This is a genomic window from Klebsiella sp. WP4-W18-ESBL-05, from assembly GCF_014169075.1.
In the GTDB taxonomy this organism is placed as follows: Bacteria; Pseudomonadota; Gammaproteobacteria; order Enterobacterales; family Enterobacteriaceae; genus Kluyvera; species Kluyvera ascorbata_B.
This window is the reverse complement of the sequence record NZ_AP022057.1, coordinates 1,567,902-1,594,535: the sequence shown is the minus strand read 5'-3', so window position 1 is coordinate 1,594,535 and position 26,634 is coordinate 1,567,902. Positions and strand designations below refer to the sequence as shown.

At 55.5% G+C, this 26,634-nt stretch carries 23 protein-coding genes and 1 pseudogene; 18 read left to right on the top strand and 6 right to left on the bottom strand.

What is annotated here, in order from left to right:
• Positions 1-70: 70 nt before the first annotated feature.
• The gene (locus H7R58_RS07690) at positions 71-967 is read right to left on the bottom strand and encodes a helix-turn-helix transcriptional regulator (protein WP_106924535.1); all 897 of its coding nucleotides are present in this window, start codon (positions 965-967) and stop codon (positions 71-73) included.
• A 246-nt stretch (positions 968-1,213) separates the two neighbouring features.
• Between H7R58_RS07690 and deoC the strand changes: the two genes are divergently transcribed.
• From deoC to H7R58_RS07615, 15 genes and pseudogenes are all read left to right on the top strand, one after another.
• The gene (deoC, locus tag H7R58_RS07685) at positions 1,214-1,915 is read left to right on the top strand and encodes a deoxyribose-phosphate aldolase (RefSeq protein WP_106924536.1); all 702 of its coding nucleotides are present in this window, start codon (positions 1,214-1,216) and stop codon (positions 1,913-1,915) included.
• A 66-nt stretch (positions 1,916-1,981) separates the two neighbouring features.
• Positions 1,982-2,920: pseudogene (locus tag H7R58_RS07680) on the top strand (ribokinase).
• Positions 2,917-3,417 carry a D-ribose pyranase gene (gene rbsD / locus H7R58_RS07675; RefSeq protein ID WP_106924537.1) on the top strand — a complete coding sequence of 167 codons (501 nt, stop codon included), beginning with the start codon at positions 2,917-2,919 and terminating at the stop codon, positions 3,415-3,417. The pseudogene H7R58_RS07680 and the gene rbsD overlap by 4 nt, the downstream one beginning before the upstream one ends.
• 11 nt (positions 3,418-3,428) lie before the next feature.
• Positions 3,429-4,490, top strand: coding sequence for an alcohol dehydrogenase AdhP (gene adhP, locus H7R58_RS07670; protein WP_106924538.1), 1,062 nt, complete (start codon positions 3,429-3,431; stop codon positions 4,488-4,490).
• On the top strand, positions 4,487-5,665 hold the full coding sequence (locus tag H7R58_RS07665) for a mandelate racemase/muconate lactonizing enzyme family protein (protein WP_182929237.1): 1,179 nt from the start codon (positions 4,487-4,489) through the stop codon (positions 5,663-5,665). The genes adhP and H7R58_RS07665 overlap by 4 nt, the downstream gene beginning before the upstream one ends.
• Positions 5,662-6,612 carry an aldo/keto reductase gene (locus H7R58_RS07660; protein WP_106924540.1) on the top strand — a complete coding sequence of 317 codons (951 nt, stop codon included), beginning with the start codon at positions 5,662-5,664 and terminating at the stop codon, positions 6,610-6,612. The genes H7R58_RS07665 and H7R58_RS07660 overlap by 4 nt, the downstream gene beginning before the upstream one ends.
• A complete protein-coding gene (locus H7R58_RS07655) occupies positions 6,609-7,475 on the top strand; it encodes an amidohydrolase family protein (protein ID WP_182929238.1) in 867 nt (288 codons plus the stop codon). The genes H7R58_RS07660 and H7R58_RS07655 overlap by 4 nt, the downstream gene beginning before the upstream one ends.
• A gap of 74 nt (positions 7,476-7,549) precedes the next feature.
• Positions 7,550-8,854, top strand: a complete 1,305-nt coding sequence (locus H7R58_RS07650; protein WP_182934689.1) for an MFS transporter — start codon at positions 7,550-7,552, stop codon at positions 8,852-8,854.
• Between the two features lie 77 nt (positions 8,855-8,931).
• Positions 8,932-10,089, top strand: coding sequence for a lactaldehyde reductase (gene fucO, locus H7R58_RS07645; protein ID WP_106924543.1), 1,158 nt, complete (start codon positions 8,932-8,934; stop codon positions 10,087-10,089).
• Between the two features lie 18 nt (positions 10,090-10,107).
• Positions 10,108-11,019: a dihydrodipicolinate synthase family protein gene (locus H7R58_RS07640; RefSeq protein ID WP_320108695.1), complete on the top strand. Its 912-nt coding sequence runs from the start codon at positions 10,108-10,110 to the stop codon at positions 11,017-11,019.
• Positions 11,020-11,026: 7 nt separating this feature from the next.
• Positions 11,027-11,362 (top strand): L-rhamnose mutarotase, encoded by a 336-nt coding sequence (locus H7R58_RS07635; RefSeq protein ID WP_197974842.1) that lies wholly within the window; start codon positions 11,027-11,029, stop codon positions 11,360-11,362.
• Between the two features lie 163 nt (positions 11,363-11,525).
• Complete coding sequence (locus H7R58_RS07630; protein ID WP_182929239.1) at positions 11,526-13,046, top strand: carbohydrate porin; 1,521 nt, start codon at positions 11,526-11,528, stop codon at positions 13,044-13,046.
• 118 nt (positions 13,047-13,164) lie between these two features.
• The gene (locus tag H7R58_RS25600; RefSeq protein ID WP_182929240.1) at positions 13,165-13,353 is read left to right on the top strand and encodes an integrase core domain-containing protein; all 189 of its coding nucleotides are present in this window, start codon (positions 13,165-13,167) and stop codon (positions 13,351-13,353) included.
• 240 nt (positions 13,354-13,593) lie between these two features.
• Complete coding sequence (locus tag H7R58_RS07620; protein ID WP_106924548.1) at positions 13,594-14,403, top strand: Cof-type HAD-IIB family hydrolase; 810 nt, start codon at positions 13,594-13,596, stop codon at positions 14,401-14,403.
• A 197-nt stretch (positions 14,404-14,600) separates the two neighbouring features.
• On the top strand, positions 14,601-15,866 hold the full coding sequence (locus tag H7R58_RS07615) for a DUF1479 domain-containing protein (RefSeq protein ID WP_182929241.1): 1,266 nt from the start codon (positions 14,601-14,603) through the stop codon (positions 15,864-15,866).
• Here H7R58_RS07615 and H7R58_RS07610 read toward each other — a convergent pair.
• Positions 15,833-16,936, bottom strand: coding sequence for a LacI family DNA-binding transcriptional regulator (locus H7R58_RS07610; protein WP_182929242.1), 1,104 nt, complete (start codon positions 16,934-16,936; stop codon positions 15,833-15,835). The genes H7R58_RS07615 and H7R58_RS07610 overlap by 34 nt on opposite strands.
• A gap of 298 nt (positions 16,937-17,234) precedes the next feature.
• Between H7R58_RS07610 and H7R58_RS07605 the strand changes: the two genes are divergently transcribed.
• Complete coding sequence (locus tag H7R58_RS07605) at positions 17,235-18,536, top strand: MFS transporter (protein WP_106924551.1); 1,302 nt, start codon at positions 17,235-17,237, stop codon at positions 18,534-18,536.
• A gap of 14 nt (positions 18,537-18,550) precedes the next feature.
• Complete coding sequence (locus tag H7R58_RS07600) at positions 18,551-20,917, top strand: glycoside hydrolase family 31 protein (RefSeq protein WP_182929243.1); 2,367 nt, start codon at positions 18,551-18,553, stop codon at positions 20,915-20,917.
• 174 nt (positions 20,918-21,091) lie between these two features.
• On the opposite strand, the gene H7R58_RS07595 is transcribed toward H7R58_RS07600, so the two are convergent.
• A complete protein-coding gene (locus H7R58_RS07595; protein WP_146145688.1) occupies positions 21,092-21,406 on the bottom strand; it encodes a hypothetical protein in 315 nt (104 codons plus the stop codon).
• Positions 21,407-21,570: 164 nt separating this feature from the next.
• Positions 21,571-23,166 carry an ABC-F family ATPase gene (locus H7R58_RS07590; RefSeq protein WP_182934688.1) on the bottom strand — a complete coding sequence of 532 codons (1,596 nt, stop codon included), beginning with the start codon at positions 23,164-23,166 and terminating at the stop codon, positions 21,571-21,573.
• Between the two features lie 219 nt (positions 23,167-23,385).
• On the opposite strand from H7R58_RS07590, the gene ldtB reads away from it, so the two are divergent.
• Positions 23,386-24,306 carry a L,D-transpeptidase gene (ldtB, locus tag H7R58_RS07585; RefSeq protein WP_146145694.1) on the top strand — a complete coding sequence of 307 codons (921 nt, stop codon included), beginning with the start codon at positions 23,386-23,388 and terminating at the stop codon, positions 24,304-24,306.
• An 88-nt stretch (positions 24,307-24,394) separates the two neighbouring features.
• Here ldtB and H7R58_RS07580 read toward each other — a convergent pair whose 3' ends face one another.
• Positions 24,395-25,111: a GntR family transcriptional regulator gene (locus H7R58_RS07580; protein WP_106924555.1), complete on the bottom strand. Its 717-nt coding sequence runs from the start codon at positions 25,109-25,111 to the stop codon at positions 24,395-24,397.
• Positions 25,112-25,126: 15 nt separating this feature from the next.
• Entirely contained in the window at positions 25,127-26,503 is a 1,377-nt protein-coding gene (locus H7R58_RS07575; RefSeq protein WP_106924556.1) for a glycoside hydrolase family 1 protein, read from the bottom strand.
• Between the last annotated feature and the right edge of the window lie 131 nt (positions 26,504-26,634).

The following is a 26,634-nucleotide window of genomic DNA, read 5'->3' as shown; positions in this document are numbered from 1 at the left end:
AAGTTTACTCACTTAGTTGCGTGTCCACTATTGCGGGATAAGATCAGAAGACCATTTATCGTTTACTGACCTATGGACCGGTACGGTGCTGATTTTCAACTAAAACATCAAGATGCTGTTCCTTACGACGAAACTCACTAGGGGAAAAACCGGACACACGGTGAAAATCACGGGAAAAATGCAGCGGATCGTTATACCCCACAAGAGCAGCAATACGGCTAATTGAATCGTTGGTTTCAACCAGAAGCCGTCGCGCCTGCGACAACCGATAGTTTTTTAGCCACTTTAGCGGGCTTTGATTAAATGTGGCCTGAAATAAACGAAAAAGTTGGGGCTTACTCACCTGACAGTAATGCATAAATTTTTCAATATCCCATTCATCACTGTAGTGACTGTGGATCTGATAAATCAGCTTGCCTAATCCGCGGTGTAAAATAATAGGCGTTCTTTCCGCTTCAAAACTGCGGTTTTCCAGCAGCATAAAAATGAGCTGCGCACAAAGAAGATCGCAGCGCGCGTCCGCCACCAGCGTATGTGTATGCATCATGCTAAAGATATGGTTATAAATTTCAGTCACTTTGTCTGGCTGTTCAAACTGAAAAACCGGGTTGCGCGACACCTCGAGGATTTGCATCAGGTTATTGAGCTTCCCCCCCTCAATTCGCACCCACAGAATTTCCCATGGTTCCTCTTTATTGGGGAAATGTTCATGCGGCCAGCGTACTGGCAGCCAGGCTAGCCCGCCTTTTTTCACGGGATGAAGGGTATTTTCCATCCGGATAAACCCACTGCCGTTGAGGCAAAAAATCAGCTCATGCCCCACAACTGACTGGCGTCTGACATGAAAGTTTTCAGCCGTCTGAATATGCCCGGCGCGCAAAATACGATAGTTCACCAGCGTCGAAAACTCATCCGACTCACGATACCAGTTTGCCACGATGCGGGTTTTCTGCGTTTCTCTTCCCATTAGCTCCTGCCTACCTGAACACCCTGTATAAGGGCGTACAGCGTGGCACGGTCAATATCAAAACGCCCGTAACACGCCCGAATTCCAGACAAAATTTTGAACCACTTCACAACTTCATTGACATGAAAATTTTGTCCATGTTGCAGAGAATTCTACCTATCACGCCTCATCGCCGACCTGCCTAAAGTAGCGTTATCCCAACCGCATAGTGTTGTGCGGTGACCTAGCAAACAGGAGTAGTTGTAGATGATTGATTTTAACGATCCCCGTCAGGTTGCGAAGGCAATTCAGTTCACCAATGTAAACCCGGATTTGACGCGTGAAGGGTTATTAAAGCACCTGGAAATTTGTCAGCAGTATCAATTCGATGCTGCGATGATCGCGCCATGCTGGGTGTCTCTGGCGAAAGATGTGCTGAAAGGCAGCGGGATCCGCGTTGCCACCACCGTGAACTTCCCGCAGGCCAACGACACCACCGCCATGAAAGTCGCCCTGGTGCGTGAACTGGCGAAAGAAGGCGCTGACGAATTTGATTTCCCGCCGAACCCAGGCTTTTTGCTCGGTGGTCTGGACGAGCTCTATTTCCGCGAGTTGAAAGAAGTCACCCACGTTGCTCACGATCTGGGTATGAAAGTAAAAGCCATGCTGGAGTTCGGCTTCATCACTGAAGAAGCAATGAAAATCAAAGCCACTCGTTATGCATACGAAGCCGGTATTGACTGGGTGAAACAATCCAGCGGCTGGGGCAAAGGCGGCTGCGCAGCCACGGTAGAAGATGTTCAACTTCTCAAAGCGAATATCCAGGCCCCGTGCCGCGTGAAAGTTTCCGGTAAAGTCAACACGATAGAAAAAATGAAAGAGATGTTTATTGCCGGGGCGGAACTGGTGGGCACCAGCTCCGGGCCAGAGCTGGTGAAAGGCCTGGTAGGCGATATCAACGGCTATTGATTTATCCCGGGACACCGTGGCAACGCGGCGTCCCGTTCAAAAGCAGTACAGAGAATGGAGTATGTGATGAGTGTATTTATTCTCGGTAGTTATGCAAAAGCGTTAGTGATGACCACCGATCGTATCCCACTGGCAGGCGAAACGCTGATTGGCCGCGATTTTCGCCAGACCTGGGGCGGAAAAGGCTCGGACATGGCGGTGCAGGCCGCACGCTTAGGTGCAGATGTCGCCTATGCGGGCGTTGTCGGTGATGATGCATTTGGCTATGAGTTCGTCGGTTTAATGCAGGATGAAGGCATTGATATCTAGGCGCTGAGCATCACCCAAGAGTTGCCGACCGGCGCCGGGTTGATCGTCAAAGATCGCGAGGCGCGAAATATCATCGTGGTGGATATGGGGGCCAACAAACTCTTTACCCCAGCTCGCGTTGATGAAGCCATTGCCTCCTTAGCTGAGTGCAATGTTGCCCTGGCCCAACTGGAAATTCCGCTGGAAACCGCGCTGTACGGCTTGCGTCGCGCCCATAGTCTGGGGAAAACCACCATCCTGAATCCGGCGCCCGCCCAGGATCTGCGTCAGCTTGATTTAAGCGCCATCGACTACCTAACCCCGAATGAAACCGAAGCCCGCGTCGCCCTGGGGCTGCCGCCGGACGATCCGCGTAGTAACCGGGAAATCGCCGATCTGCTGTTAGATACCGGCTGCCGCTACGTCGTAATGACACTGGGCGATGCAGGGTCGGCGGTCTACTCCCGCGACGAAACCCTCGAGGTTGCCCCTTGTCGGGTTGAGGTGGTCGACAGCAACGGCGCAGGTGACAGCTTTAATGCGGCGCTGGCGACCGCTCTTGATGAAAATCAGTCGCTTCACGATGCCGTTTTATTTGCCAACGCCACCGCCGCATTGTGCTGCACCGCCTGGGAAACCGTGCCGTCATACCACACGCGTGCCGACGTTGAAGCCTTCCTACAGACACAGGCAACAACCGAGGAGCACGCACGATGAGAACCGGACGAATTCAGCATCCTGAGCTGGCGGGCGCGCTGGCGACCCTGGGCCACACCGACATTGTTCTGGTAACCGACGCGGGCTTTCCAATCCCGGCGAATGCCCACCGCATCGACCTGGGCTTCTGGCCGGGAACCATCGACGTCATGACCATCCTGCAGGTGCTGCGCGAAGAGATCTTCGTCGAAGAAGTCCACTTCGCCAGCGAAGTACGTGATTGCAACCCGCAGCTCTACCGCGACCTTCAGGCGGTTTATACCGGCTCCGGCGCCGAATTCCGCGAAGCCAGCCATGAAACGCTGTGCCAGCAGCTAGCGCAGCAGGCCAAAGTCATCATTCGCTCGGGTTCGTTTAACCCGTGGGCTAATTTTGCGCTCGTCGCCAGCACCGATCCGTTTGCCTGGTTTACCGACGCCTCCGGTGTTGCCCCGCTGCCGGCCTACGTTGCCCGACGCCAGCGCATTCTGGACAACGTCGTTCCGGAACTCAACTAACAGGAATCATTATGAAAGCAGCCGTTGTTAGCCAGCGCCACCCCGGAAAAGTCGAGATCAAAAAGATAGCGCTCCGGGATCTCAAAGCCGGTGAAGCGCTGGTCGAAGTGGAATGCTGCGGCGTTTGTCACACCGATTTGCACGTCGTGCAGGGCGATTTCGGCCCCGTTCCCGGTCGTATTCCGGGGCACGAAGGGATTGGCATCGTGCGCGCGATCGCTGGCGATGTGACCAGCCTGCGCATTGGCGATCGCGTCAGCGTCGCGTGGTTTTATGAAGGATGCGGCGTTTGCGAGTACTGCGTCAGCGGTCGTGAAACGTTTTGCCGCAAGGTCAAAAATGCTGGTTACAGCGTCGATGGCGCGATGGCAGAGCAGTGCATCGTGAAAGCCGATTACGCCGTGAAGGTGCCAGAGGGGCTCGACTCGCTCATTGCCAGCAGCATTACCTGCGCCGGGGTGACAACCTATAAAGCGATAAAAGTCTCCACGGTACGTCCTGGGCAATGGGTCGCGGTCTGGGGCGCTGGCGGGCTCGGCAACATGGCCATTCAGTTTGCACGCAACGTTTTTAATGCCCGCGTGATTGCCATTGATATCCAGGACGACAAACTCCAGCTCGCGCGCGAATCCGGTGCGGAGTACACCATCAATGCGCGGGAGGAAGACGTCCCTGCTCGCATCAACGAGCTGACCGCAGGCGGCGCGCATGCCGCAGTGGTGGTGGCCGTCGCACGCTCGGCCTTCAACCAGGCGGTCAACAGCGTACGAGCCGGAGGCCGCGTGGTCTGCGTTGCCGTCCCGGCGGGCGATCTCGACCTGAACATTGTCAAAACCGTGCTGGACGGCATCGAAATCGTCGGCAGCCTGGTCGGTACACGTCAGGATCTGGCGGAAGCTTTCGATCATGCGCTGGCAGGACGCGTACATCCGGTCGTTCAGGCCCGTCGTCTGGATGAAATCAACGACATTTTTAACGAGATGGAACGCGGCGCAATCCAAGGGAGAATGGTGATTGATATGCGCCAGACGGCCAAAACGGCCAGTACCCAATACCAGGAGTCTGAAGCATGAAAATCACCGGCTGGCGCACGCTCAAAGCGCTGCATAACTGGGGTAGGCCGATCGGCGATATCAACGGTAGCCTGATCTCCGGAGTCACCGAAATCCCTTTTCTGGTGCTGGAAACTGACGAAGGCATCTGTGGTATCGCGCCGGGAGGCCATGCCGATATCGAGCGTATCTTCCCGGCCATTGAAGGCGAAGATCCCCGCGCGGTTACCGCGCTCTATGACCGCATGCTGTCCTGGGTATTTAAAAGCGGCCATGCAGGTAGCGTCTTTGGGGCCATCGGCGTCGTCGATATGGCGCTGTGGGATTTAAAAGCAAAGATCGCCGATGAACCGCTGTGGCGGCATCTGGGGGCCAGACAGGCTTTTGTGCCGGGCTATGCTTCCGGGCTCGATTATCCGCTCTCCCTTGACGAACTGGTCGCGCTACACCAACGTTTCGCCGAGCGCGGGTTTACCGCGTTCAAACTGAAAGGCGGCCTGGACGTCGAGCAGGATCTGGAGCGTTTACTGGCGGTGCGCGACGTGTATCGCCGTAACACCGCCGCCCCTTCGGTGATGATTGACGTCAACGAATCCATGAGCGCCAAACAGGCGGTGCGCTACGTCTCGCGTCTTGAGCGAGCGCTCGATCTGAGCTGGATAGAAGAGCCGGTAAGACGCTGGGATGCCGCAGGCCACGCCGCCGTCCGTCAGCAGGTTCACTGCGCGGTTGCCACTGGGGAGAACCTGACCGGCATTGAACAATTTGAACCGCTGATACGCGAACGCGCCGTGGACGTTTTACAGGCCGGTATGTGCTGGGGAATAACCCACTTTCTGCGCATCGCAAATCTGGCGCAGGCCTTTAGCCTGCCCGTCAGCCCGGTCGGTTACAACACCAACCCGGTCGCACACGCCGCAGCGGCCATTGCCAACCATCTGAGTTGCGAAGTTCAGGATCTCACTTTCCCCACCGGGGTGAGCGTCGACCAGCGCATTGAAAATGGCGGCATTGTGCTGGGCAATGCCCCGGGGCTGGGGATTTCACTGGATGAAGCAGCGCTGGCAAAACCGCATGCGGAAGGGAGCTGGACTGTCGCACAGGGCCCACACGTCCGCCCAGAGCGGGCCGGATTACGGCTATCTCTGCGCACCACCGAGAACGACACATTACGTTCGGGAGCAGACAAAAAATGAAAACAGTCATGTTAGGCAAAACCGGTATTCAGGTTCCGGTACTGTCCATGGGGGCAGCATCACTCGGCAGCATCTATCACCCGGTCTCACAGCAGCAGGCCAATGAAACCGTCGAAACCGCGCTGGCCCACGGGGTGAACTATTTCGATGTTGCGCCCTACTACGGGCTAACAAAAGCAGAAACGGCGCTTGGCGCAGCGTTAAAAGGTGTACCAAGAAAGCACTATACGCTGGCAACCAAAGTGGGCCGCTACGGTGATAGCCAGTGGAATTTTTCCCGCGAAGCCACCCTGCGCAGTATTGATGAGAGTCTCTCTCGCCTGGGAACTGACCATATCGACGTAATCCAATGCCACGATATTGAATATGGCGACCTGTCACAGCTGATTGATGAAGCGCTGCCGACGCTGCGTGCTTTGCAACAAGACGGCGTGGTGGGCCACGTTGGGATCACCGGGTATACGCTGGATTTGCTCGAGCGTATCGCCACTGAGCAGCAGGTCGACACGGTGATGGCCTATTGCACCTGGACGTTGCAGGATCGCCGTTTAGGCGACGTCGCTCGTCGGCTTAATCAGGCGGGAATCGGGGTGTTGAACGCGTCCCCGCTGGCAATGGGATTACTGACCCGTGACGGCGCGCCGCAGTGGCACCCAGCGCACACCGATGTGCAGCGAGTGTGCCGCGCGGTCACGGCACTGTGTGACCGCAATGGCGTCAATATTGCCCAGGCAGCCCTGCAGTTTGCCTTAACTACCGCAGCGCAAAACGGTATTGCCACCACCGTGATTGGCACCGCCAGTGCAGAAAATATGCTGGACAATATTCGCTGGAGCACGCAGCCGCTCGACCCGGAATTAATGGGCAAAATTGATGCGCTGATGGCACCAGTGCTGAATATTGGCTGGGACATGCTGCCAGGAAACGGAGGCAAAGCCCAAAAATGACGCTGATAGATAGCCACCTCCATCTGTGGAACCCACAGTGTTTATCTTACCCGTGGCTCAACGATCTGCCGGCGCTAAACCAGCCGTATCTTCCCGAACAGCTGGCCAACGTTGACGGCGCGCCGGACATGGCGATTGTTGTTCAGGCGGATTGCCTTATCGACCAGGCTCTCGAAGAGGTTATCTGGCTTCACCGGATAGCGGAACACAGCCCTATCGTCCTGGCCGGGATTGTCGCCTGCGCACCGCTGGAACACGGCGAGGCAGTACGCCCTTTTCTACGCCAGCTCCGGGAATGGCCATTAGTCGTTGGCATTCGCCGTTCGCTACAAAATGAGCCGCTTGAGCGCTTTTACGATGCAGACTATCGGGCCGGACTGTTGGCCGCCGCGCAGGAGGGATGGGTCATCGATCTGTGTATCCGCGCAGATCAGCTCCTTGCCGCTGACAACCTGCTGAACTGGCTATTTCACCGCTGCCCACAGGCACATGTGGTGCTCGACCATATGGGTAAACCCAATATTACGCAGAACGGCATGCTGGAATGGCAACAAGGCATTATGCGGATCGCGGCCTACCCGAACGTCAGTTGCAAGCTTTCCGGCCTACCCACCGAAGCGGACTGGCAGAACTGGAAAAAAGAGCAGCTGATCCCCTGGATCCTGCATGCCATCGATATCTTCGGCACCGAACGCTGTCTTTTCGGCGGGGACTGGCCCGTGGTCAACCTTGCGGGCGGATATACCCGATGGCGTAAATGCGTGGAAGAGTCATTGCAGCTTTTGCCGATATCCGCACAGCAACGTAGCGCCATTACGGCGCAAAACGCCCGGCGAATTTATTCACTGTCCTCAGGAGGGTAACGATTACCTGACTCTACCTCTGGATGTCGTTTATTTCATTTTCCCTACTGAAAACTATAATTGAGGAAATAAGCATGTCTGATAATAGCAACGCAATAGCGCCACTGGATGCTAGTAACAAATACAATAAAAATACTGTTGAAAACACATTAACGGTCACCGGAACGAAAAAACGAATTTTACTGGTATCATTATTTACCAACTTCTTTGTCCTGCTCGCGCTCTACTGTGGGGTTATTTCGGTGCTGCTGCCGAACCATATTGCGCAAATCGATCCGGCCAATAAGGCCAACAACCTGGCGATCGTCATGACGACAGCCCTGCTCTTTACCATCCTTGCCCAGCCGATTGCGGGTGCGTTATCCGACCGCTGTCGCTCCACCTGGGGGCGACGCTCACCGTGGATTGTGGGCGGCGCGCTGCTCGGCGGGCTGGCGATTTTTGGTATTTCAATGGCCACCACGGTTGCCGGCATTGCCGCGTTCTGGCTAATGGCCGCCGTATTGCTGAACTGTATGAACGGGCCGCTTGCCACGGTTGTCGCCGATCGCTTCCGGCCGGAAAACCGGGGGATTGCGTCCGGGTTCGTGGGCGCGGGCTCAACCGCTGGCGGTACCGTTGGCATCATCCTTGCCGGGTATCTGGCCTGGAATCTGCAGCTCGGCTACCTGGTGTTTGGCCTTGCTATTGCGGCCTGCTGCCTTGCCTTTGTGCTGATCAACCGGGAGCCGTCGGCCCGCACGTTGCCCACAGAACCTTTCCAGTGGGGAACGTTTTTCAAAAGCTTCTGGGTCAGCCCGCGCGAGTACCCTGATTTTGGCTGGGCGTTTTTTGGCCGCTTCACCATGTACCTCGGGTATCAGGGCGTTGTCACCTATCAGCTGTATATCCTGCAGGACTATATCGGCCTGAGCGTTCAGGAATCTAACTACGCCATCGGCACCATTTCGGTGATAACGCTGGTCACATTATTGTTCTCTGGCCTGATTTCTGGCGTTCTCTCCGACAGATGGCAGCGGCGTAAAATTTTTGTCTTCGCCTCCAGCGTGCTGATGGCCGCGGGTCTGATGTTACCGCTGATAATGCCGACGCTTACCGGCATGTATATCTATGCTGCGATCCTTGGTCTGGGTTACGGCGCCTACACGTCCATCGACATGGCGCTAATGACCCAGGTATTGCCCGGCGGCGGCAAACAGGCGGGAAAAGATATGGGCATTCTGACCATTGCCACCGTATTACCGCAATCATTCAGCCCTATTTTATCCGCCTGGCTACTGTCGGCATTCGATAATAATTATTCATCACTCTTTATTGCAGCCATTATTTTTGTATTTGCATCCTCATTCTTCGTGCTACCGATTAAATCGGTAAAATAAATAAAACTGACTAGCAACAACCGCACTCACTCTTGAGTGCGACGGGTTCGCTTACACCTGATTTAAGGAAAGATAATATGTCACACCGAATGATATTAAATGAAACCGCCTGGTTTGGCCGTGGCAGCCGTAACCAGTTAATTGCGGAAATTTCGCGTCGGGGATTTAATAAAGCGCTATTGGTATCGGATAAGGGACTGGTCAAGTCCGGCATCATCCGCAAAATTACCGACCTGCTGAACGAGGCCGGTAAAGCATGGGCGCTTTATGATGACGTGGTACCTAATCCCCCCATCGAGGCCGTTACCGCTGGCGTTAAGGCGTTTCAAGAAAGCGGCGCGGATTATCTGATCGCCATTGGCGGCGGCTCACCGCAGGATACCTGCAAAGCGATTGGGATTATTATCGCTAACCCTGAGTTTGCCGACGTGCGCAGTCTGGAAGGCCTCTCTCCGACAACACACCCTTGCGTACCGATTATTGCCATCCCCACAACGGCAGGCACGGCGGCCGAGGTCACCATTAATTACGTCATCACCGATAATGAAAATCAGCGAAAATTCGTCTGTATCGATCCGCATGATATTCCGCAGGTGGCGATTGTGGATGCCGATTTAATGGACGCCATGCCCGCGGGCCTGAAAGCGTCTACCGGTATTGATGCGCTGACCCACGCCATTGAAGGGTACATCACGCTCGGTGCCTGGGCGCTGACCGATGCGCTGCACCTGAAGGCCATCGAGCTTATCGCGCAGGCGCTGCCGGGTTCCGTTACCGGGGATCCAGACTGCGTCGAGCAGATGGCGCTGGCGCAATATATCGCCGGCATGGGCTTTTCAAACGTCGGGCTGGGACTGGTTCACGGCATGGCGCACCCCTTAGGCGCGTTTTACAACATGCCTCACGGTGTCGCAAACGCCATTCTGCTCCCATGGGTAATGGCCTGGAACGCTGAATTTAGCGGTGAAAAGTACCGCGATATCGCTCGCGCGATGGGGGTAAAAAATGCCGATTCACTTCCCCTTGAAGACGTTCGTCTGGCTGCCGTCAATGCCGTACGACGGCTAAATCTGATCGTGGGCATCCCGACATCGCTGCGCGAAGCCGGGATGAAAAAAGAAAATATCGCCGCGCTCTCTCAGGCTGCATTCGATGATGTCTGCACCTCGGGCAACCCGCGCCCGTCTTCACTGGCAGATATTGCTGCTCTTTATCTTCAGGCATTTCATGGCTGAACTTTTTTCAGGAGAAAAATGATGACCCAAGCCTATTTTAGCGGTGTCATTCCCCCGGTACCGACCCTATTTAACGCCGACGGTGAATTCGACAGCCAGGCGCAGAGTGTCTTAATTGACCATCTGCTGACAACACCTGTCGATGGCCTTTTCTTCCTCGGCAGCGCTGGCGAATTTGCCCATATGTCGGAAAATCAACGCCGCGAAGTCACCGAGTTTTGCATTCAGCATGTTGCCGGACGCAAACCGGTCCTTATCGGCATCGCCTGCTGCGGCACCCAGGCAACGATTAATGCCGGTCTGCATGCCCAGCACTGTGGCGCAACGGGGGTTGTGGTGGTCAATCCGTGGTACAACCCGCTCAGCGAACAGAACCTCATTAATCACTACAAAGCGATTGCCCGCGCGCTTGAGCTGCCGATAATGCTCTATAACTTTCCGGCGCTGACCGGGCAACCGATCCCGGTAGATGTCATCCGTGAGCTGGCACTAAGTTGCCCTACCATCGTGGGCCTGAAGGACACGGTCGACACGCTCTCGCACATCCGTGAAACTATCCATGCCATCAAAAGCGTGCGGCCTGATTTTGCGGTTTTTGCCGGCTACGATGAATACCTGCTGGGAACCTTGATTCTGGGGGGGGACGGTTGTATTCCTGCCAGCGCTAACTTTGCCCCGGAGCTTACCTGCGGGATCCTCGCGTCCTGGAAGAAAAAGGATTTTGCGACAGCGGTAGAATTACAGCAATCACTGTCGTGGATCCCCCCACTCTATAATCTGGACTTACCTTTCTACAATGTCGTTAAATATGCATTGCAGCTTATTGGCCTCGATATCCCCGTGTTCTCTTTGCCACCTGCTTCACCGCTTACCGAGGAGTGCAAAAGCGAGATAAAAAGTATATTACAGCGCGCTGGCGTACTTAAATAAGGAAGCCATGATGGGAAAACTACGTCGTTTCGGATGCGTCGTTCGCGTGCGTCCCGAAAAGCTCGATTATTATAAAAAGTTGCATGCCAACCCTTGGCCTGAAGTGAATGAGATGATTAAGGTCTGCAATTTACAGAATTTCTCTATTTATCATAAAAACGGTTTTCTGTTTAGCTATCTGGAATATACCGGAGATGACTATCAGGCCGATCAGGCCAAAATGGCGGCACACCTTAAAACACAGGAATGGTGGCAGGAAACGTCTCCTTGCCAACAGTCGCTGGAAGGTGAACCGGAAGATTCTCTCTGGGTTGAGATGGAAGAGGTATACCACCTGGATTAATCATCCGATGTAACCTTATCGGGCCGCTGACAATAAAAGGCATGGATATATAAATGTCAGCCAGGCCCGCTAGGGCTTTTTAATATCGACCCCGCTGTTGCGTAATTTCAATTACGCAGGGTTTCTTTTTACTTTTGTATTCGATAGCAACCACGAGAATAATATGAAACTCTTTTCAGCTAAATTAATTAGCCTTGCGCTCGTTAATGTCCTCACTATTCCCTATGCCATATCCTCTCAACAATTATCAGTTGAAGAACGCCTGAATCAACTGGAACACCGTTTACAGCAGTCAGAATTTCGCGCTGCGGCCGCCGAACAAGAAAATGTCCAGCTACGCCAGCAGCTGCGGCAGAATATTCAGGACATGGAGAAAACGCAAAAAATAGCCAAAGATCTCGATCAACGAACCCAAAAAATTGAGAAAAATACGCCGGACGATAACGGCTATTTTGAGCTGCACGGCTATGCCCGTTCCGGGTTGATGACCTCGCAAAACGCCCGCCATGCGCAGGGGGGGCCATACCTGACCCCCGCGGGACAGACCGGCGGGGCCGTCGGACGCCTGGGCAATGAGCCAGACACCTATGTTGAAGTCTACCTGGAGAAAAAACAGCGTCTGGATAACGGTGCCACCACGCGCTTTATGACCATGATTGCGGACCAGCAAAAGAGCTATAACGACTGGACCGCCGAGTCCAGCACGCTCAACGTGAGCCAGGCGTTTGCGGAGATCGCCTCGCTGCCGAGCTTTACCGGCGCGTTTAAAGACACCACGCTCTGGGCCGGGAAACGCGTTGACCGCGATAACTACGAAATTCCCTGGCTGGACTCGAAAATCATGGCACTCAATGGTACCGGCGGCGGCATTTATGACATTCGCTGGAGCGACAATGCGCGGAGTAACTTCTCCTTTATTGGCCGTAGTTTCGGCGACGTAGACGTCATCAATAACGACGTCCAGAACTATATTCTGACCGCCAACAACTACATTGGCCCGGTCCAGATACTTCTCAGCGGTATGGAGGCAAAAGATAACAACGACCGCGAAACGCTGAATGGCATTAAGGTCTTCAATGCGGCCAGCAGAGGCTATATGGGGCTGCTAGGTTATAAGACAGACAGCTTTTACGGCCTCGCCGCCGGGGAATCCAGAAGCGCACTTTCCGTGGGACATGGGCTGGGCGCGGAGGTCAAGAATATCGGTACGGATCCGGCGTTGCTTGCCGAGGCGACCACTGCGCGTTTCGCCAGCTATGGCATCGTAAATCTGGCGCCTGACTGGGACTTTGCGCCCTCAATCCTGGCGCAATCCAGCCGCAACCGTTACGTCAAAAACGATGACTATCGCTGGCTGACACTTAATGGGCGGTTGATGCAGAACCTCACCACCAACTTCGTACTGGCGTATGAAGCCACCTGGCAGTATATGGATCTGGATCCCAATGGTTATCAGGACTACCAGAAGGTTCGCGGCAATTTTTACAAGCTGACGTTTGCGCCAACCTTCCGCGCCGATAATATTTCGCCGTTCTTCAGTCGTCCTGAGATACGCCTTTTTGCCACCTGGATGGACTGGGATAAAGCGCTGGATAACTACAGCAAGCACGACACCTTAGGCCAGAAAGATTTCACCGCCGGCGGTGAATGGAGCTTTGGGATACAAATGGAGGCTTTCTTTTAACTAAGAGACCGGAGCCCAGGCGCTGGATAAGCGTCTGCCGGTACATATCCAGACGGGTAACGGCGGCAAGTTTATCTCAAAAAGTCTGGATAAAAGGGGGCATGAGCACGGTGTCACGATGGACTTCTCACTCCACGGAAAGCCGTCATTTATTGAGTCATGTAACAGCAGTTGGCAAGATGCATGCCTGAACATTCACTGGTTCCTGTCACTGGAAAATGTGCAGGACAATCTCGACAAGTGGCGCAGCGAATATCATCTAGACTCGTCTCATGGATCACCAGACACGTCGTCTCTCTTGAAATAAGAGGTAACCTTAGACCAATGTTTAACTCCAATCAGAATAATAAGATGGTTGAAGTGTTATCAGGAGCTGAGCGCCATCGACGCCGTATACCGCTAGGAAATTCCCTTTCAGGGAGATGGACGGGTTCAGGATTCAGAGTTCACCGCGCACCATCCCCACTTTCAAATGAAATAAATTTGTGCTTTAGCTCACATTGTAATTAAATTGTTTCTGGCCGAAGTTACCCCAGGAGCATCCCGCATGACCGTTAAAGTTATCGTCACTGATATGGACGGAACTTTTCTTAATGACGCCAAGACCTACGACCGTTCGCGGTTTCTGGCGCAGTTTGAACAGCTTCAACAGCGTGGCATTGAATTCGTTGTCGCCAGCGGCAACCAGTACTATCAATTAATTACCTTTTTCCCGGAAATTCGCGACTGCATCTCCTATGTCGCCGAAAACGGCGCGCTGGTATACGAGCACGGGCAGCAGCTTTTCCACGGCGAACTGACGCGTCATGAGTACCAGGCGGTGCTTGGCGAACTGTTAAAAGACCCGCAGATGCACTTTGTCGCCTGCGGCCTGGAAAGCGCCTATATCAGCGACCGTGCGCCGCAAGCGCTGGTTGAGCTCATGTCAAAACACTACTATCGCCTCCAGCGCGTGGCCGACTTCCACGCCGTTGACGACAAAATTTTTAAGTTCTCGCTCAATCTACCGGACAGCGATATTCCCGAGCTGGTCGATAAGCTGCACGTCTCTCTCGACGGTATTATGAAGCCGGTTACCAGCGGCTTTGGCTTCGTCGATCTGATTATTCCGGGGCTGCATAAAGCCAACGGCATCAGCCGCCTGCTGAAGCGCTGGCAGTGCTCCCCGCAGCAATGCGTGGCCATCGGCGACAGCGGTAACGATGCGGAAATGCTCAAGCTGGTAAAATATGCCTTTGCGATGGATAACGCCGTCGACAGCATAAAAGCGATTGCTGGCTATCGTACCGATGACAATAACCACGACGGCGCGCTGAACGTGATCCAGGCCGTGCTGGACGGCAATGCCCCCTTCTGATTTTCTCCCTTTGTAGGCCTGATAAGGCGAAGCCGCCATCAGGCACCATCGTGCACAGTGCCGGATGGCGGCTTCGCCTTATCCGGCCGACTCGCCCGGTCACACCCTCTAAAATTTAAACTTGCATTAACTTATTTTTAACTTAAAGTATCACCTGTAATTCATTTTGCTTTCGAACGAAAGATTGCGAGGTTGATATGACGGTTACCTTTACCCACGAAACGCTCCCTGCCGATCCCACGTCGGCCATTCGTCAGATGAAGCAGACGCTGCGCGCGCAGATTGGCGACGTGCAGGCCGTCTTCGACCGCCTGAGTGCCACAATTGAGGCCCGGGTAGCGGAAATTAACGCATTGAAGGCGCAGGGACAGCCGGTGTGGCCAATAATCCCCTTTGAGACGCTGGCGGCCGGGAAAATCAGCGAAGCCACGCGCGCCGAGGTGAAACGCCGCGGCTGTGCGGTGATCAAAGGTCATTTCCCGCGCGAACGGGCGCTGGCCTGGGATCGTTCGATGCTCGACTATCTCGACCTCAACCGTTTTGACGACGTCTACAAAGGGCCTGGTGACACCTTCTTCGGCTCGCTCGATGCTTCACGCCCGGAAATCTACCCGATCTACTGGTCACAGGCGCAAATGCAGGCGCGCCAGAGCGAAGAGATGGCGCTGGCACAGTCGTTCCTTAACCGCCTGTGGCAGGTAGAAAGCGAGGGTAAGCAGTGGTTTAACCCGGATATCAGCGTTATCTACCCGGACCGTATTCGACGCCGCCCGCCGGGCACCACGTCGAAAGGTTTGGGCGCGCACACCGACTCCGGCGCGCTGGAGCGCTGGCTGCTGCCAGCCTATCAGCAGGTGTTTGCTAACGTGTTTAACGGCAACGTCGAGCAGTACGATCCGTGGAACGCGGCGTACCGTACCGATGTAGAAGAGTATACCGTTGATAACACCACCAAATGCTCGGTGTTCCGCACCTTCCAGGGCTGGACGGCGCTGTCGGATATGATTCCTGACCAGGGTCTGCTGCACGTGGTGCCGATTCCCGAAGCGATGGCTTATGTGCTACTGCGCCCGCTGCTTGATGACGTTCCGGAAGATGAACTGTGCGGCGTTGCGCCGGGGAAAGTACTGCCAATCTCGGAGAAGTGGCACCCGCTGTTAATCAGCGCGCTGACCGCCATTCCCGCCATTGAGGCCGGGGATTCAGTATGGTGGCACTGCGACGTGATTCACTCGGTGGCACCGGTCGACAACCAGCAAGGCTGGGGTAACGTGATGTATATTCCGGCAGCACCGATGTGCGCGAAAAACCTCGCCTACGCCCACAAGGTGAAGGCAGCGCTGGAGCGTGGTGCCTCGCCGGGCGACTTCCCGCGCGAAGACTACGAGGCCGGGTGGCAGGGACGCTTTACCCTCGCCGATCTCAATGTTTACGGTAAACGCGCGCTCGGCATCGACGTCTGATTGTCGTACAACCCTTCCCGTTCTACAGCGGTGTGTCCTTTACCGGGGCGCACCCGCCGTACCGACTCGCGCACCGCCAGACGGCCGTGCAGCAGTAACGAGCCCATCGGCGCGTCCGGGCGAATCAGCCGCTGCTGAAGCATCTGCACCGCTTCAACGCCCAGCTCATCGCGCGGCACATGCACCGCCGTCAGCGGGACATCTTCAATCGCCGCCAGGTTAAAACCGTCAATGCTCATGACCGAAACATCCTGCGGCACCCGCAGTCCGCGCTGGCGCAGCGCGTTGATGGTCCCCGCCGCCATAAAATCGCCGCCGACCAGAAACGCCGTCGGTAGCGGACGGTTACCCCGGGCATCCAGCCACGCCCCCACCTTTTCCTCGGCGCCTTTGGCGCTGAAGCTGCTGATATTCAGCAGGTCGCGCTCATGCTGAAACGTCAGATTATGCGCCCGCCACGACTCTTTAATCCCCGCCAGCCGCTGCTCCATGGTGTAGCGGCGCAGGCACATCACGTTCATGACCTCACGGTGGCCCATCTCGAACAGGTATCGGGCGGCAAAAGCGCCGATCATCCGGTGATCCGGGGCGACGGCGGGCAAGCACATACGTTCGTCGCGACAGTTGATCAGCACGCAGGGCTTGGCGAGATCGGCGGCCAGATCGTGAATATGCGGGGAGTCGATACCAAGCAGGATCGCCGCCTGCGTTTCCGGTTCGTTCATGCGCGAAAGAAACAGCGCCGGATCGCTATCGTTCTCATCCAGCGGACAGTAACGCAGGCGAACCTCATGCGGCGACAGCGCCTTGCTGATGCTCTGGATCACACGGTAGTAAAAGATGTCGGACCGCTCGTCAAACGCACGCGGCGGCGCGAACACAATCAGGCTATTTAGCAGCATTCTGCCTGCCGCCATCCCGTCCATTACCCCCAGATCCCGTGCGCAGGCCAGCACCTGCTCACGGGCGCGGGCGCTGGTGTTGGCTTTACCGGCCAGCACCCGCGACACGGTACTGGCCGACAGCCCCGTTCGCGCGGCGATTTCGGCAATTTTCAGCTTCTTTTCCATTTTGTGATCCGCCTCTAATTCGCAAATGAAAGAATTTTCATGACTGAAAATCCTGATGCCGCATGGGCTGAAATACGTATGTGCAATGTATATCAGCCTGTTATGAAAAAACGTGCACAAAACCCGCTTTCCCCGGATTTTTTTGTCTCTTAAGGTGAATTGGTAGAACAACTTCCATACAAGAACGGTGGAAGTCAAAAACAACAAAAGCAATAACGATCAAAACCTTAAAAAAGTGGTGTAACAGCTTCCCACATAGTTGCCGCACCGTTCCCTACATCATCCTGTGGAGATCCCTATGAGTCAGGGTATCAATAATGAAATGGCCACCAGTAAAACCCGCCGCGTCGTCAAAAACCTGCGCTGGTGGATGCTGGTGCTTTTTTTACTCGGCGTTACCGTCAACTACATCACTCGTAACTCGCTGGGGATCCTCGCGCCAGAGTTGAAAGACAGCCTCGGCATCACCACCGAGCAGTATTCCTGGATCGTCGGTGCCTTCCAGATCGCCTACACCCTGTTCCAGCCGCTGTGCGGCTGGCTGATTGATGTGATTGGCCTCAAGCTGGGCTTTATGATTTGCGCCAGCCTGTGGGCGCTGGCCTGTCTGCTGCATGCGGGGGCCGGTAACTGGATACATCTGGCGCTGCTGCGCTTCTTTATGGGCGGCGCGGAAGCAGCGGCGACCCCGGCAAACGCCAAAACGATTGGCGAGTGGTTCCCGAAATCCGAGCGCCCGGTAGCGGCAGGATGGGCGGGCGTAGGCTTTTCTATCGGCGCAATGCTGGCGCCGCCGATCATCTACTTTGCCCACGCCTCCTTCGGCTGGCAGGGCGCATTTATGTTTACCGGTCTGCTGGCACTTGCCTGGGTCGTGCTGTGGTGGGCGTTTTACCATAACCCGGACAAACACCCGAACCTGGGCAAGGCCGAGCTGGACTATATCCGCCAGGATAACGAAGCGCCGCCGGTCAAGCTGCCGTTCCTTACCGCGCTGAAAACCGTCGGCAAAAACAAACGCTTCTACGGCATCGCGATCCCGGCCTTTATGGCGGAACCGGCCTGGGCCGTATTCAGCTTCTGGATGCCGCTCTACTTCGCCAAGCAGTACAACATGGATCTCAAGCAGATCGCCCTGTTCGCCTGGCTGCCTTTCCTCGCCGCCGATCTCGGTAGCGTCGCCAGCGGTTACTTAACCCGCCTGTATGTGCGTCTGTTTGGCTTCTCACGCGTTAACTCCACCGTGGCAAGCTCCGTGACCGGCGCGTTCCTGATGGTCTCGCTCGCCGTGGTCGCGCTCACTAAAGATCCTATCGTCGCCGTGGTGCTGATGTCGATTGGCGGTTTCGGCCACCAGATTATCTCCTGCATGCTGAGCGCGCTGGTGGTGGAGTCTTTCGATAAAGGCCAGATGGCCACCGTGAACGGTATGCGTGGCTCCGCCGCGTGGATCGCGAGCTTCATCTTTTCCCTGATTATCGGGGTGACCGCCGACAAAATCGGCTTCAACCCGCTGTTTATCGCCATGGGTTTCTTTGACCTGATTGGCGCCATCTTCCTGGTTTCTTTTATTGCTGAACGTCGCGCAAAACGCGCCTGAGAGTGGATGTAGACATGAAAACGCTGAAAAACTGGACCCTGCAAAAACAGTCAACCCATCACGTCGAACTGCGGGTCGACGGCCAGCACACCCTGTGCCTGTACGTGCTGGAAGAGAATCTGTTCCGCGTACTGTTAAAACGCAAAGGCGAGCTGGCGCTGGATCGCACCTGGAGTATCGCCCCATCGCAGGATGTGCCGTGGGAAGGGCGTGACCGTGAGGATCTCAGCGGCTTTACCCTGCCGACCTGGACGCTGAGCCAGCAGGACGACACCGTAACGGTGGCGACCGAATCCTTACGTGCTACCGTCCACCAGCCGCTATGGATTGAATGGCATTACCGCAACGCCGAGGGCGAGTGGCAGCCGCTGGTCAACGACCGTCCCACCAGCGCCTATCTGGTGAACGCCCACGGCGACGGCGTGGCGCACTATCAGAGCCGCCGCAAAGACGAACGTTTTTATGGCCTCGGCGATAAAGCCGGAGATTTACAGCGTGGCGGCAAGCGCTACGAAATGCGCAACCTCGACGCGATGGGCTACAACGCGGTCAGCACCGACCCGCTGTACAAACATATTCCGTTTACCATCACCCGCCGCGACGACGTGAGTTTCGGGCTGTTTTACGACAACCTCAGCAGCTGCTGGCTGGATCTCGGTAACGAAATTGATAACTATCACACCGCCTACCGCCGCTGGCAGGCAGAGGCCGGGGATATCGATTACTACCTGTTTACCGGCGAGCGCGTGCTCGACGTGACCAAAGCCTTCGTTCGCCTGACCGGTAAAACGCTGTTCGGACCAAAATGGAGCCTCGGCTACAGCGGTTCCACCATGCATTACACCGACGCGCCGGATGCGCAAAACCAGCTGATGAACTTTATTCGCCTGTGCGATGAGCATGCCATTCCGTGCGACTCGTTCCAGCTCTCTTCCGGCTACACCTCGATTAACGGCAAGCGCTATGTGTTCAACTGGAACGACGACAAAGTGCCGCAGCCGAAGGTGATGAGCCAGGCGTTCCACGATGCCGGTCTGCATCTGGCGGCGAACATTAAGCCGTGCCTGTTGCAGGATCACCCGCGCTACGACGAGGTGGCGGAACAGGCGCTGTTTATTCGCGATTCCGAAAGCGACGGCCCGGAGCGCTCCAGCTTCTGGGACGATGAAGGTTCACATCTCGACTTCACCAACCCGCAGACCGTGGCCTGGTGGCAGAACGGCGTGACCAGCCAGCTGCTGGAGATGGGTATAGATTCGACCTGGAACGATAACAACGAGTTTGAAGTCTGGGACGGCGAAGCGCGCTGCCACGGCTTTGGCAAAGAGATTGCCATTAAACATATTCGCCCGGTGATGCCGCTGCTGATGATTCGCGCTTCAATGGAAGCCCAACAGCGCTTTGCGCCGAACAAGCGCCCGTATCTGATCTCCCGTTCCGGCTGCGCCGGGATGCAGCGCTACGTGCAGACCTGGAGCGGCGATAACCGCACCAACTGGGACACCCTGCGCTACAACACCCGTATGGGGCTGGGCATGAGCCTGTCCGGGCTGTACAACCTTGGCCACGATGTCGGCGGTTTCTCCGGCGATAAACCGGACCCGGAGCTGTTTGTACGCTGGGTGCAGAACGGCGTGATGCATCCGCGTTTCACCATCCACTCATGGAACGATGACCATACGGTTAACGAGCCGTGGATGTACCCAGCCGTCACCCCGGCGATTCGCAGCGCCATTGAGCTGCGCTATCGTCTGCTGCCGTATTTCTACACCCTGATGTGGCAGGCGCACGCCGACGATGAACCGATGCTGCGCCCGACGTTCCTCGACCACGAGCACGACGCGCAGACCTTTGAAGAGTGTGACGACTTCCTGCTCGGCCGCGACATTTTGGTGGCCAGCGTAGTGGAAGCCGGTGAACGCGAGCGCCGCGTCTGGCTGCCGGACAACGAGGCAGGCTGGTATGATTTCTACACCGGTGCCTGGTTCAGCGGCGGCCAGTGGATCACCCTCGACGCACCGCTGGAAAAACTGCCGCTGCTGGTTCGCGCCGGTGCCGGTATCCCAATGAGCGAGCGCATTACCTTTGTGAACGCCGCCGAGGATACGCAGCGCGAGCTCAAGCTGTACCCGCTGAAAGGCATGGGCAGCACGTCTGGCCTGCTGTTTGAAGATGACGGTGAGTCGTGGGGATACCAGCAGGGCAACGCGCTGTGGCTGGAATGGGAAATGGTCTGCACCGGCAGTACCATTGACCTGAAGGTCAACGCGCGCGGCGATTATCGTCCGGCGTGGAAGGCGCTGAAGGTGACGCTGCCTGCCAATGAAAAACGTCAGCTACTGATTAACGGCGTCGCCGCGACAGAGTGGATAAACCGCTGATTTTTTTCCATTGGTAACAAAGCACGCCATGAGTGTAACCGCTCATGGCATTTTTTTGCGTCTCTCACGCCGCTGCAATCAAAAAACCAATCAGCACACCGTACAAAACGACATTGACCACCAGCAGCATAATGATCATCAGCATCGGCCCCGTTCAAAGGTTGAGCGGTAGGGTTAACTTTTGACAATGGCCAGACGAATAAAAGTCAGCATCGCCACGCTGCACACTAGCCAGTTTCGCACCCCGGCCAGCAACGCTTTTCGCCGTCTCCAGACCTCAGTATGGCTTCGTCGTCGACAGTGCGCCAGACACTCTTCAATCGCGTCCTGGCGGGTGATGTTGCTGACTACCCGGGTACCAAGCTGTTCCGCTTCAACGTCGTTTTCCATCCGACTCATTGTTATGTAGAAAACGGGGCCGCGCTGCCGTATCAGGTAACGATAAAGGGTTCTGTCGTCCGTGCTGGTGTAGAGCATGAATTCTTGCATCGTCTCTTCCGCCATCAATGAATGTGCAGGAGCCATTTCTTCATAAAATTGTGCAGGAATTATGGTGTGGCGGGGGTTTCGGAACGTTGTTGATGAATTGTTTGTGATAAATGATGTGGTAACAATTCCCGATGACGCGAGCGCCATCGGGAAGCGATCTGGCATTAACCGTCGATACCTTTGCTGCGCAGGTAATCTTCGTAGTTGCCGGTGAAGTCGACCACGCGCTCCGGCGTAATCTCGATCACGCGGGTCGCCAGGGAACTGACGAACTCACGGTCGTGAGAAACGAAAATCAGCGTGCCCTGATACATTTCCAGCGCCATGTTCAGTGATTCAATCGATTCCATATCCAGGTGGTTAGTCGGTTCATCCATCACCAGAATATTGGGTTTCTGCATCATCAGTTTGCCGAACAGCATACGGCCTTTTTCACCACCGGACAGGACCTTCGCCGGCTTCTTGATGTCGTCCTGGCTGAACAGCAGACGCCCCAGGAAGCTGCGAACCACTTGCTCATCGTCGCCTTCCTGCTTCCACTGGCTCATCCACTCAAAGACGGTCAGATCGTTTTCGAACTCGTACTCGTGATCCTGCGCGTAGTAGCCAATGCTCGCGTTCTCGGACCATTTCACGGTGCCGCTATCCGGCTGCATGTCGCCAACCAGCGTCTTCAGCAGGGTGGATTTACCCACGCCGTTGGCGCCCAGAATGGCAATCTTCTCGCCCACTTCCAGCAGCAGGTTGAAGTTTTTGAACAGCGGGCCGTCTTCAAAGCCTTTGGTGAGACCTTCCACTTCCAGCGCGTTACGGAACAGTTTCTTATCCTGTTCAAAGCGGATGAACGGGTTCTGACGGCTGGAGGCTTTGACTTCTTCCAGCTTGATTTTATCAATCTGACGCGCGCGGGAGGTTGCCTGACGCGATTTTGATGCGTTAGCGCTAAAGCGGCTGACGAAGGACTGCAGATCGGCAATCTGCGCTTTCTTCTTGGCGTTGTCGGCCAGCAGACGTTCACGCGCCTGGGTTGCCGCCGTCATGTATTCGTCGTAGTTGCCCGGGTAAACGCGCAGTTCGCCGTAATCCATATCCGCCATGTGGGTGCAGACCATGTTCAGGAAGTGACGGTCGTGCGAAATGATGATCATGGTGCTGTCACGCTCGTTCAGCGTCTGCTCCAGCCAGCGAATGGTGTCGATGTCCAGGTTGTTCGTTGGTTCGTCGAGCAACAGAATATCCGGGTTAGAGAACAGCGCCTGCGCCAACAGCACACGCAGCTTCCAGCCGGGCGCCACTTCGCTCATCGGACCGTAGTGCTGCTCCAGCGGGATCCCCACGCCCAGCAGCAGTTCGCCCGCGCGTGATTCCGCAGAGTAGCCGTCCATTTCACCGTAGAGTACTTCGAGATCGGCCACTTTATAGCCGTCTTCTTCGCTCATTTCCGCCAGGCCGTAGATGCGGTCGCGCTCTTGTTTCACTTCCCACAGTTCGCCATGGCCCATGATCACGGTATCGAGCACGGTGAACTCTTCAAAGGCGAACTGATCCTGACGCAGCTTACCGATGCGCTCGTTCGGATCGAGGGACACGTTGCCCAGCGTCGGCTCTAAGTCGCCGCCGAGAATTTTCATAAAGGTAGATTTGCCGCTCCCGTTGGCGCCAATCAGGCCGTAACGGTTGCCGCCGCCAAATTTGACGGAGATATTTTCGAACAGCGGCTTACTGCCAAACTGCATGGTGAGGTTGCTGGTAACTAACACGGGAGTATCCTGAAGAATGTGACAAACTCCCTATTATGCCACAGTTACGAATAAAAAGCGCCCGCCTTCGCGAGAAGGCTAAACTGTAAGGTAAGTGAAAAAAATGTGATTTCGTACACATCCGAATTCCCTGTGACGGCGAATGCACATATAATGCGCTCCTACCAACAGTCTGAATTCCCAAACAACCGCCGTAATGGCACTGATACCTCGCACAACATGAACATGAAATTAACAACGCTTTTCGCTGCGGCGCTCGCTGTCGTAGGTTTCTGCAATTCGGCTTCAGCGGTAACATACCCGCTGCCGACCGATGGCAGCCGTATTGTCGGTCAGAATCAGGTCATCACGATCCCTGAGGACAACAAGCAGCCGCTGGAGTACTTCGCCGCCCAGTACCAGATGGGTCTGTCCAACATGCTGGAAGCTAACCCGGGCGTGGATACCTACCTGCCGAAAGGCGGCAGCGTGCTGAATATTCCTCAGCAGCTGATCCTGCCGGATACCGTGCATGAAGGTATCGTCATTAACAGCGCGGAAATGCGTCTGTACTACTATCCGAAAGGCACCAACACCGTGATCGTGCTGCCAATCGGTATCGGCCAGTTGGGTAAAGATACCCCGATCAACTGGACAACCAAGGTTGAACGTAAGAAAGCGGGCCCGACCTGGACCCCGACGGCGAAAATGCACGCAGAATATGCTGCGGCAGGCAACCCGCTGCCGGCAGTGGTTCCGGCCGGTCCGGATAACCCGATGGGCCTGTACGCGCTGTACATCGGCCGTCTGTATGCGATTCACGGTACCAATGCCAACTTCGGTATCGGCCTGCGCGTAAGCCACGGCTGTGTGCGTCTGCGTAACGAAGACATCAAATTCCTGTTCGAAAACGTGCCGGTTGGCACTCGCGTAGAGTTTATTGATGAGCCGGTGAAAGCCACGACCGAACCCGATGGCAGCCGCTACATCGAAGTTCACAACCCGCTGTCCACCACCGAAGCACAGTTCGAAGGCGGTGAAACGGTACCTGTGACGCTGACCAAAGCCGTACAGGCAGTAACCAGCCAGTCCGACGTTGACCAGAGCATCGTTGACCAGGCAGTGAAAAACCGTTCCGGTATGCCGGTTCGTCTGAACTAATCCATCCGGATTGCCCGGTGACGGCCTACATGTCCGTAGGCCGGATAAACGCAAAGATAAAATGGCGGGAGATAAACCCGCCATTTTTTTATCCGTTATTCACAATTACAATCCCGCCGTGATCGTAACGATAGTGGCAGTGCGCATACTCCAGCGGCGTCCCGTCATCCAGGTAGATCACCTGCTCAACTTCCAGAATCGGATCGCTGGCTTCGCAGTGAAGATGCTGCTGGTCAAGCTCGCTCGGCTTCAGCGCGCGCACCACGCGATAAGACCCCATCATCTTCAGCCCCAGGTTGTCCTGCACGTAGCGAAACACCGAGCTTTCCAGATGCGCCTTGCTCAGCCCCGGCACCAGCGACACCGGCATCACCGTGGTGTCCAGCGACAGCGGTTCTCCGTTAAGCAAGCGCAGGCGCACAAAATCGTACACCGGCGCATCGGCGTTAATCAGCAGCGAAGCCTGCTCTTTATCGGTAGGAAAACGCAGCTCAAAGCGGATTACCTGGCTTTCAACTTTACCCAGATGGCCCCAGGTTTCGGTCGCTCCGGCGTAGTCGCTGCCGTGAATATCCCACTGAGAAAGCTGGAGGAAATTTTTGCGGATAAACGTCCCCTGCCCCTGACGGGTGTAGACCAGCCCTTCCACGATCAGCTGGCGCATCGCCTGCTGAATGGTCATGCGGCTGGTGCCAAACTCCGCCGCCAGCGCAAACTGGTCAGGTAAGGGATCGGCGGCAGCGTACTGCCGACTGATGATCCGTTTTTTAATTTCCCGCGCTATCGCGATGTACTTCGCTGCCATGCCCCGCTCCTGTGATTACATCTCTTCGCCGTTGCTATGAATCGCCCGCTTCAGCCAGTCGTAGCTTTTCTTCGGCACGCGCTTAAGGTCTTTTAAATCGTGGTTTTCGCGATTGACGTAGACCACGCCGTAGCGCTTACGCATATCGCCCTGCGAGCTAAGAATATCAATCAGCCCCCAGCCCAGATAGCCAATAACCTGGGCGCCATCCTCAAAAATCGCCGCTTTCATGGCGTTGATATGGTCGCGATGATAGGCGATACGATAATCATCGGCGATCGGATTTTCGCCGTCCCACTGCTCAATCACCCCAATGCCGTTCTCAATCGGAAACACCGGCAGGCGCCAGTCATTGTAATAGCGGGTAATAATACTGCGAAAACCGAGCGGATCTATCTGCCAGTTCCACTCGGTGGCCTTCAGGTGCGGGTTCGGCTTGTCGCCAAACAGCATGTAGTTATTGACCGGCGTACCTTCCGGGATCGGATCGCTGTCCAGCGTGCGGCTGGCGTAGTAGCTGAACGCCATATAGTCGTTCTTCATGGTCGCCAGCACCGCCAGATCGTCCTCGCGATAGATGTCGCTGAACCCCGCTTGCTTAACAAAGTGCAGCACTTCCGGGCTATAGCCTTCACCGGCAAAGGCGCGCAGGAGATTCTGATTGAAGAATTCGTCGAGCTGCTGCGCGCAGAATACGTCGCGCGGCTTGCAGGTGGCCGGGTATACCTGGGCGTGCGCCAGCATGCCCCCCATCAGTTTGCCGGGTTTGGTGTCGTGCAGGTAATGCGTCAGGTGCGCATGCGCCATCATCACGTGATGCTGGATTTCATACAGCTCGCGCAGCGTTTTGTCACCGCGCATATAGCCGGAGATCAGGAACGTTTCCGGCATATGGTAAAGATTCTGCTCGTTGAAGGTCAGCCACCAGGTCACCCGATCGCCGAAGCAATCGATCATCTTTTTGCCGTAGCGGATAAACGCTTCCATCACGCGGCGATCGGTAAAACCGTTGTATTTTTCGGCCAGCGCCAGCGGCATATCGAAGTGGTACAGGCAGATCATCGGCTCAATACCGCGCTCGATAAGGCCGGTGATGAAACGCTCATAGAAGGCAATGCCCTCTTCATTGAACTCACCATCGCCGCTCGGACAGACGCGGCTCCAGGCAATCTGGAAACGGTAGCAGTTCATGCCCAGATCTTTCATCAGATCGAAATCTTCTTCATAGCGGTGGTAGGCGTCGGTTGCCACCTTCCAGTCAGAAGCAAACTCTTTTGGCTCGCGAATATCGTATACCGACATCCCTTTTCCGCCCTCATTCCAGGCGCCTTCGGTCTGCATACTGGAAACGGAGTTCCCCCACAGGAAATGGGCGGGCAGTGATGGTTTCATGGTTCGGCTCCTATATGACTAGTCATTTAAATTTAATGACTAGTCATATACCGTAAAGCCGAAAAAACACGCAACCGGGAAGATCGTTTTATGTGAGATCGAAGAGAATTTTCCCACAGGAAGAGAAGATA

Excerpts from the sequence above, each read along its gene's own strand:
- H7R58_RS07655 (WP_182929238.1), top strand. The coding sequence starts at position 6,609 with ATGACGCTGATAGATAGCCACCTCCATCTGTGGAACCCACAGTGTTTA.
- H7R58_RS07575 (WP_106924556.1), bottom strand. The coding sequence starts at position 26,503 with ATGAAACCATCACTGCCCGCCCATTTCCTGTGGGGGAACTCCGTTTCC.
- H7R58_RS07635 (WP_197974842.1), top strand. The coding sequence starts at position 11,027 with ATGATGGGAAAACTACGTCGTTTCGGATGCGTCGTTCGCGTGCGTCCC.
- H7R58_RS07665 (WP_182929237.1), top strand. The coding sequence starts at position 4,487 with ATGAAAATCACCGGCTGGCGCACGCTCAAAGCGCTGCATAACTGGGGT.
- H7R58_RS07580 (WP_106924555.1), bottom strand. The coding sequence starts at position 25,111 with ATGGCAGCGAAGTACATCGCGATAGCGCGGGAAATTAAAAAACGGATC.
- H7R58_RS07605 (WP_106924551.1), top strand. The coding sequence starts at position 17,235 with ATGAGTCAGGGTATCAATAATGAAATGGCCACCAGTAAAACCCGCCGC.
- H7R58_RS07595 (WP_146145688.1), bottom strand. The coding sequence starts at position 21,406 with ATGCAAGAATTCATGCTCTACACCAGCACGGACGACAGAACCCTTTAT.
- fucO (WP_106924543.1), top strand. The coding sequence starts at position 8,932 with ATGTCACACCGAATGATATTAAATGAAACCGCCTGGTTTGGCCGTGGC.
- H7R58_RS07615 (WP_182929241.1), top strand. The coding sequence starts at position 14,601 with ATGACGGTTACCTTTACCCACGAAACGCTCCCTGCCGATCCCACGTCG.
- H7R58_RS07610 (WP_182929242.1), bottom strand. The coding sequence starts at position 16,936 with ATGGAAAAGAAGCTGAAAATTGCCGAAATCGCCGCGCGAACGGGGCTG.
- H7R58_RS07620 (WP_106924548.1), top strand. The coding sequence starts at position 13,594 with ATGACCGTTAAAGTTATCGTCACTGATATGGACGGAACTTTTCTTAAT.
- adhP (WP_106924538.1), top strand. The coding sequence starts at position 3,429 with ATGAAAGCAGCCGTTGTTAGCCAGCGCCACCCCGGAAAAGTCGAGATC.
- H7R58_RS25600 (WP_182929240.1), top strand. The coding sequence starts at position 13,165 with ATGGACTTCTCACTCCACGGAAAGCCGTCATTTATTGAGTCATGTAAC.
- H7R58_RS07630 (WP_182929239.1), top strand. The coding sequence starts at position 11,526 with ATGAAACTCTTTTCAGCTAAATTAATTAGCCTTGCGCTCGTTAATGTC.
- H7R58_RS07690 (WP_106924535.1), bottom strand. The coding sequence starts at position 967 with ATGGGAAGAGAAACGCAGAAAACCCGCATCGTGGCAAACTGGTATCGT.
- H7R58_RS07650 (WP_182934689.1), top strand. The coding sequence starts at position 7,550 with ATGTCTGATAATAGCAACGCAATAGCGCCACTGGATGCTAGTAACAAA.
- ldtB (WP_146145694.1), top strand. The coding sequence starts at position 23,386 with ATGAACATGAAATTAACAACGCTTTTCGCTGCGGCGCTCGCTGTCGTA.
- H7R58_RS07660 (WP_106924540.1), top strand. The coding sequence starts at position 5,662 with ATGAAAACAGTCATGTTAGGCAAAACCGGTATTCAGGTTCCGGTACTG.
- deoC (WP_106924536.1), top strand. The coding sequence starts at position 1,214 with ATGATTGATTTTAACGATCCCCGTCAGGTTGCGAAGGCAATTCAGTTC.
- rbsD (WP_106924537.1), top strand. The coding sequence starts at position 2,917 with ATGAGAACCGGACGAATTCAGCATCCTGAGCTGGCGGGCGCGCTGGCG.
- H7R58_RS07640 (WP_320108695.1), top strand. The coding sequence starts at position 10,108 with ATGATGACCCAAGCCTATTTTAGCGGTGTCATTCCCCCGGTACCGACC.
- H7R58_RS07600 (WP_182929243.1), top strand. The coding sequence starts at position 18,551 with ATGAAAACGCTGAAAAACTGGACCCTGCAAAAACAGTCAACCCATCAC.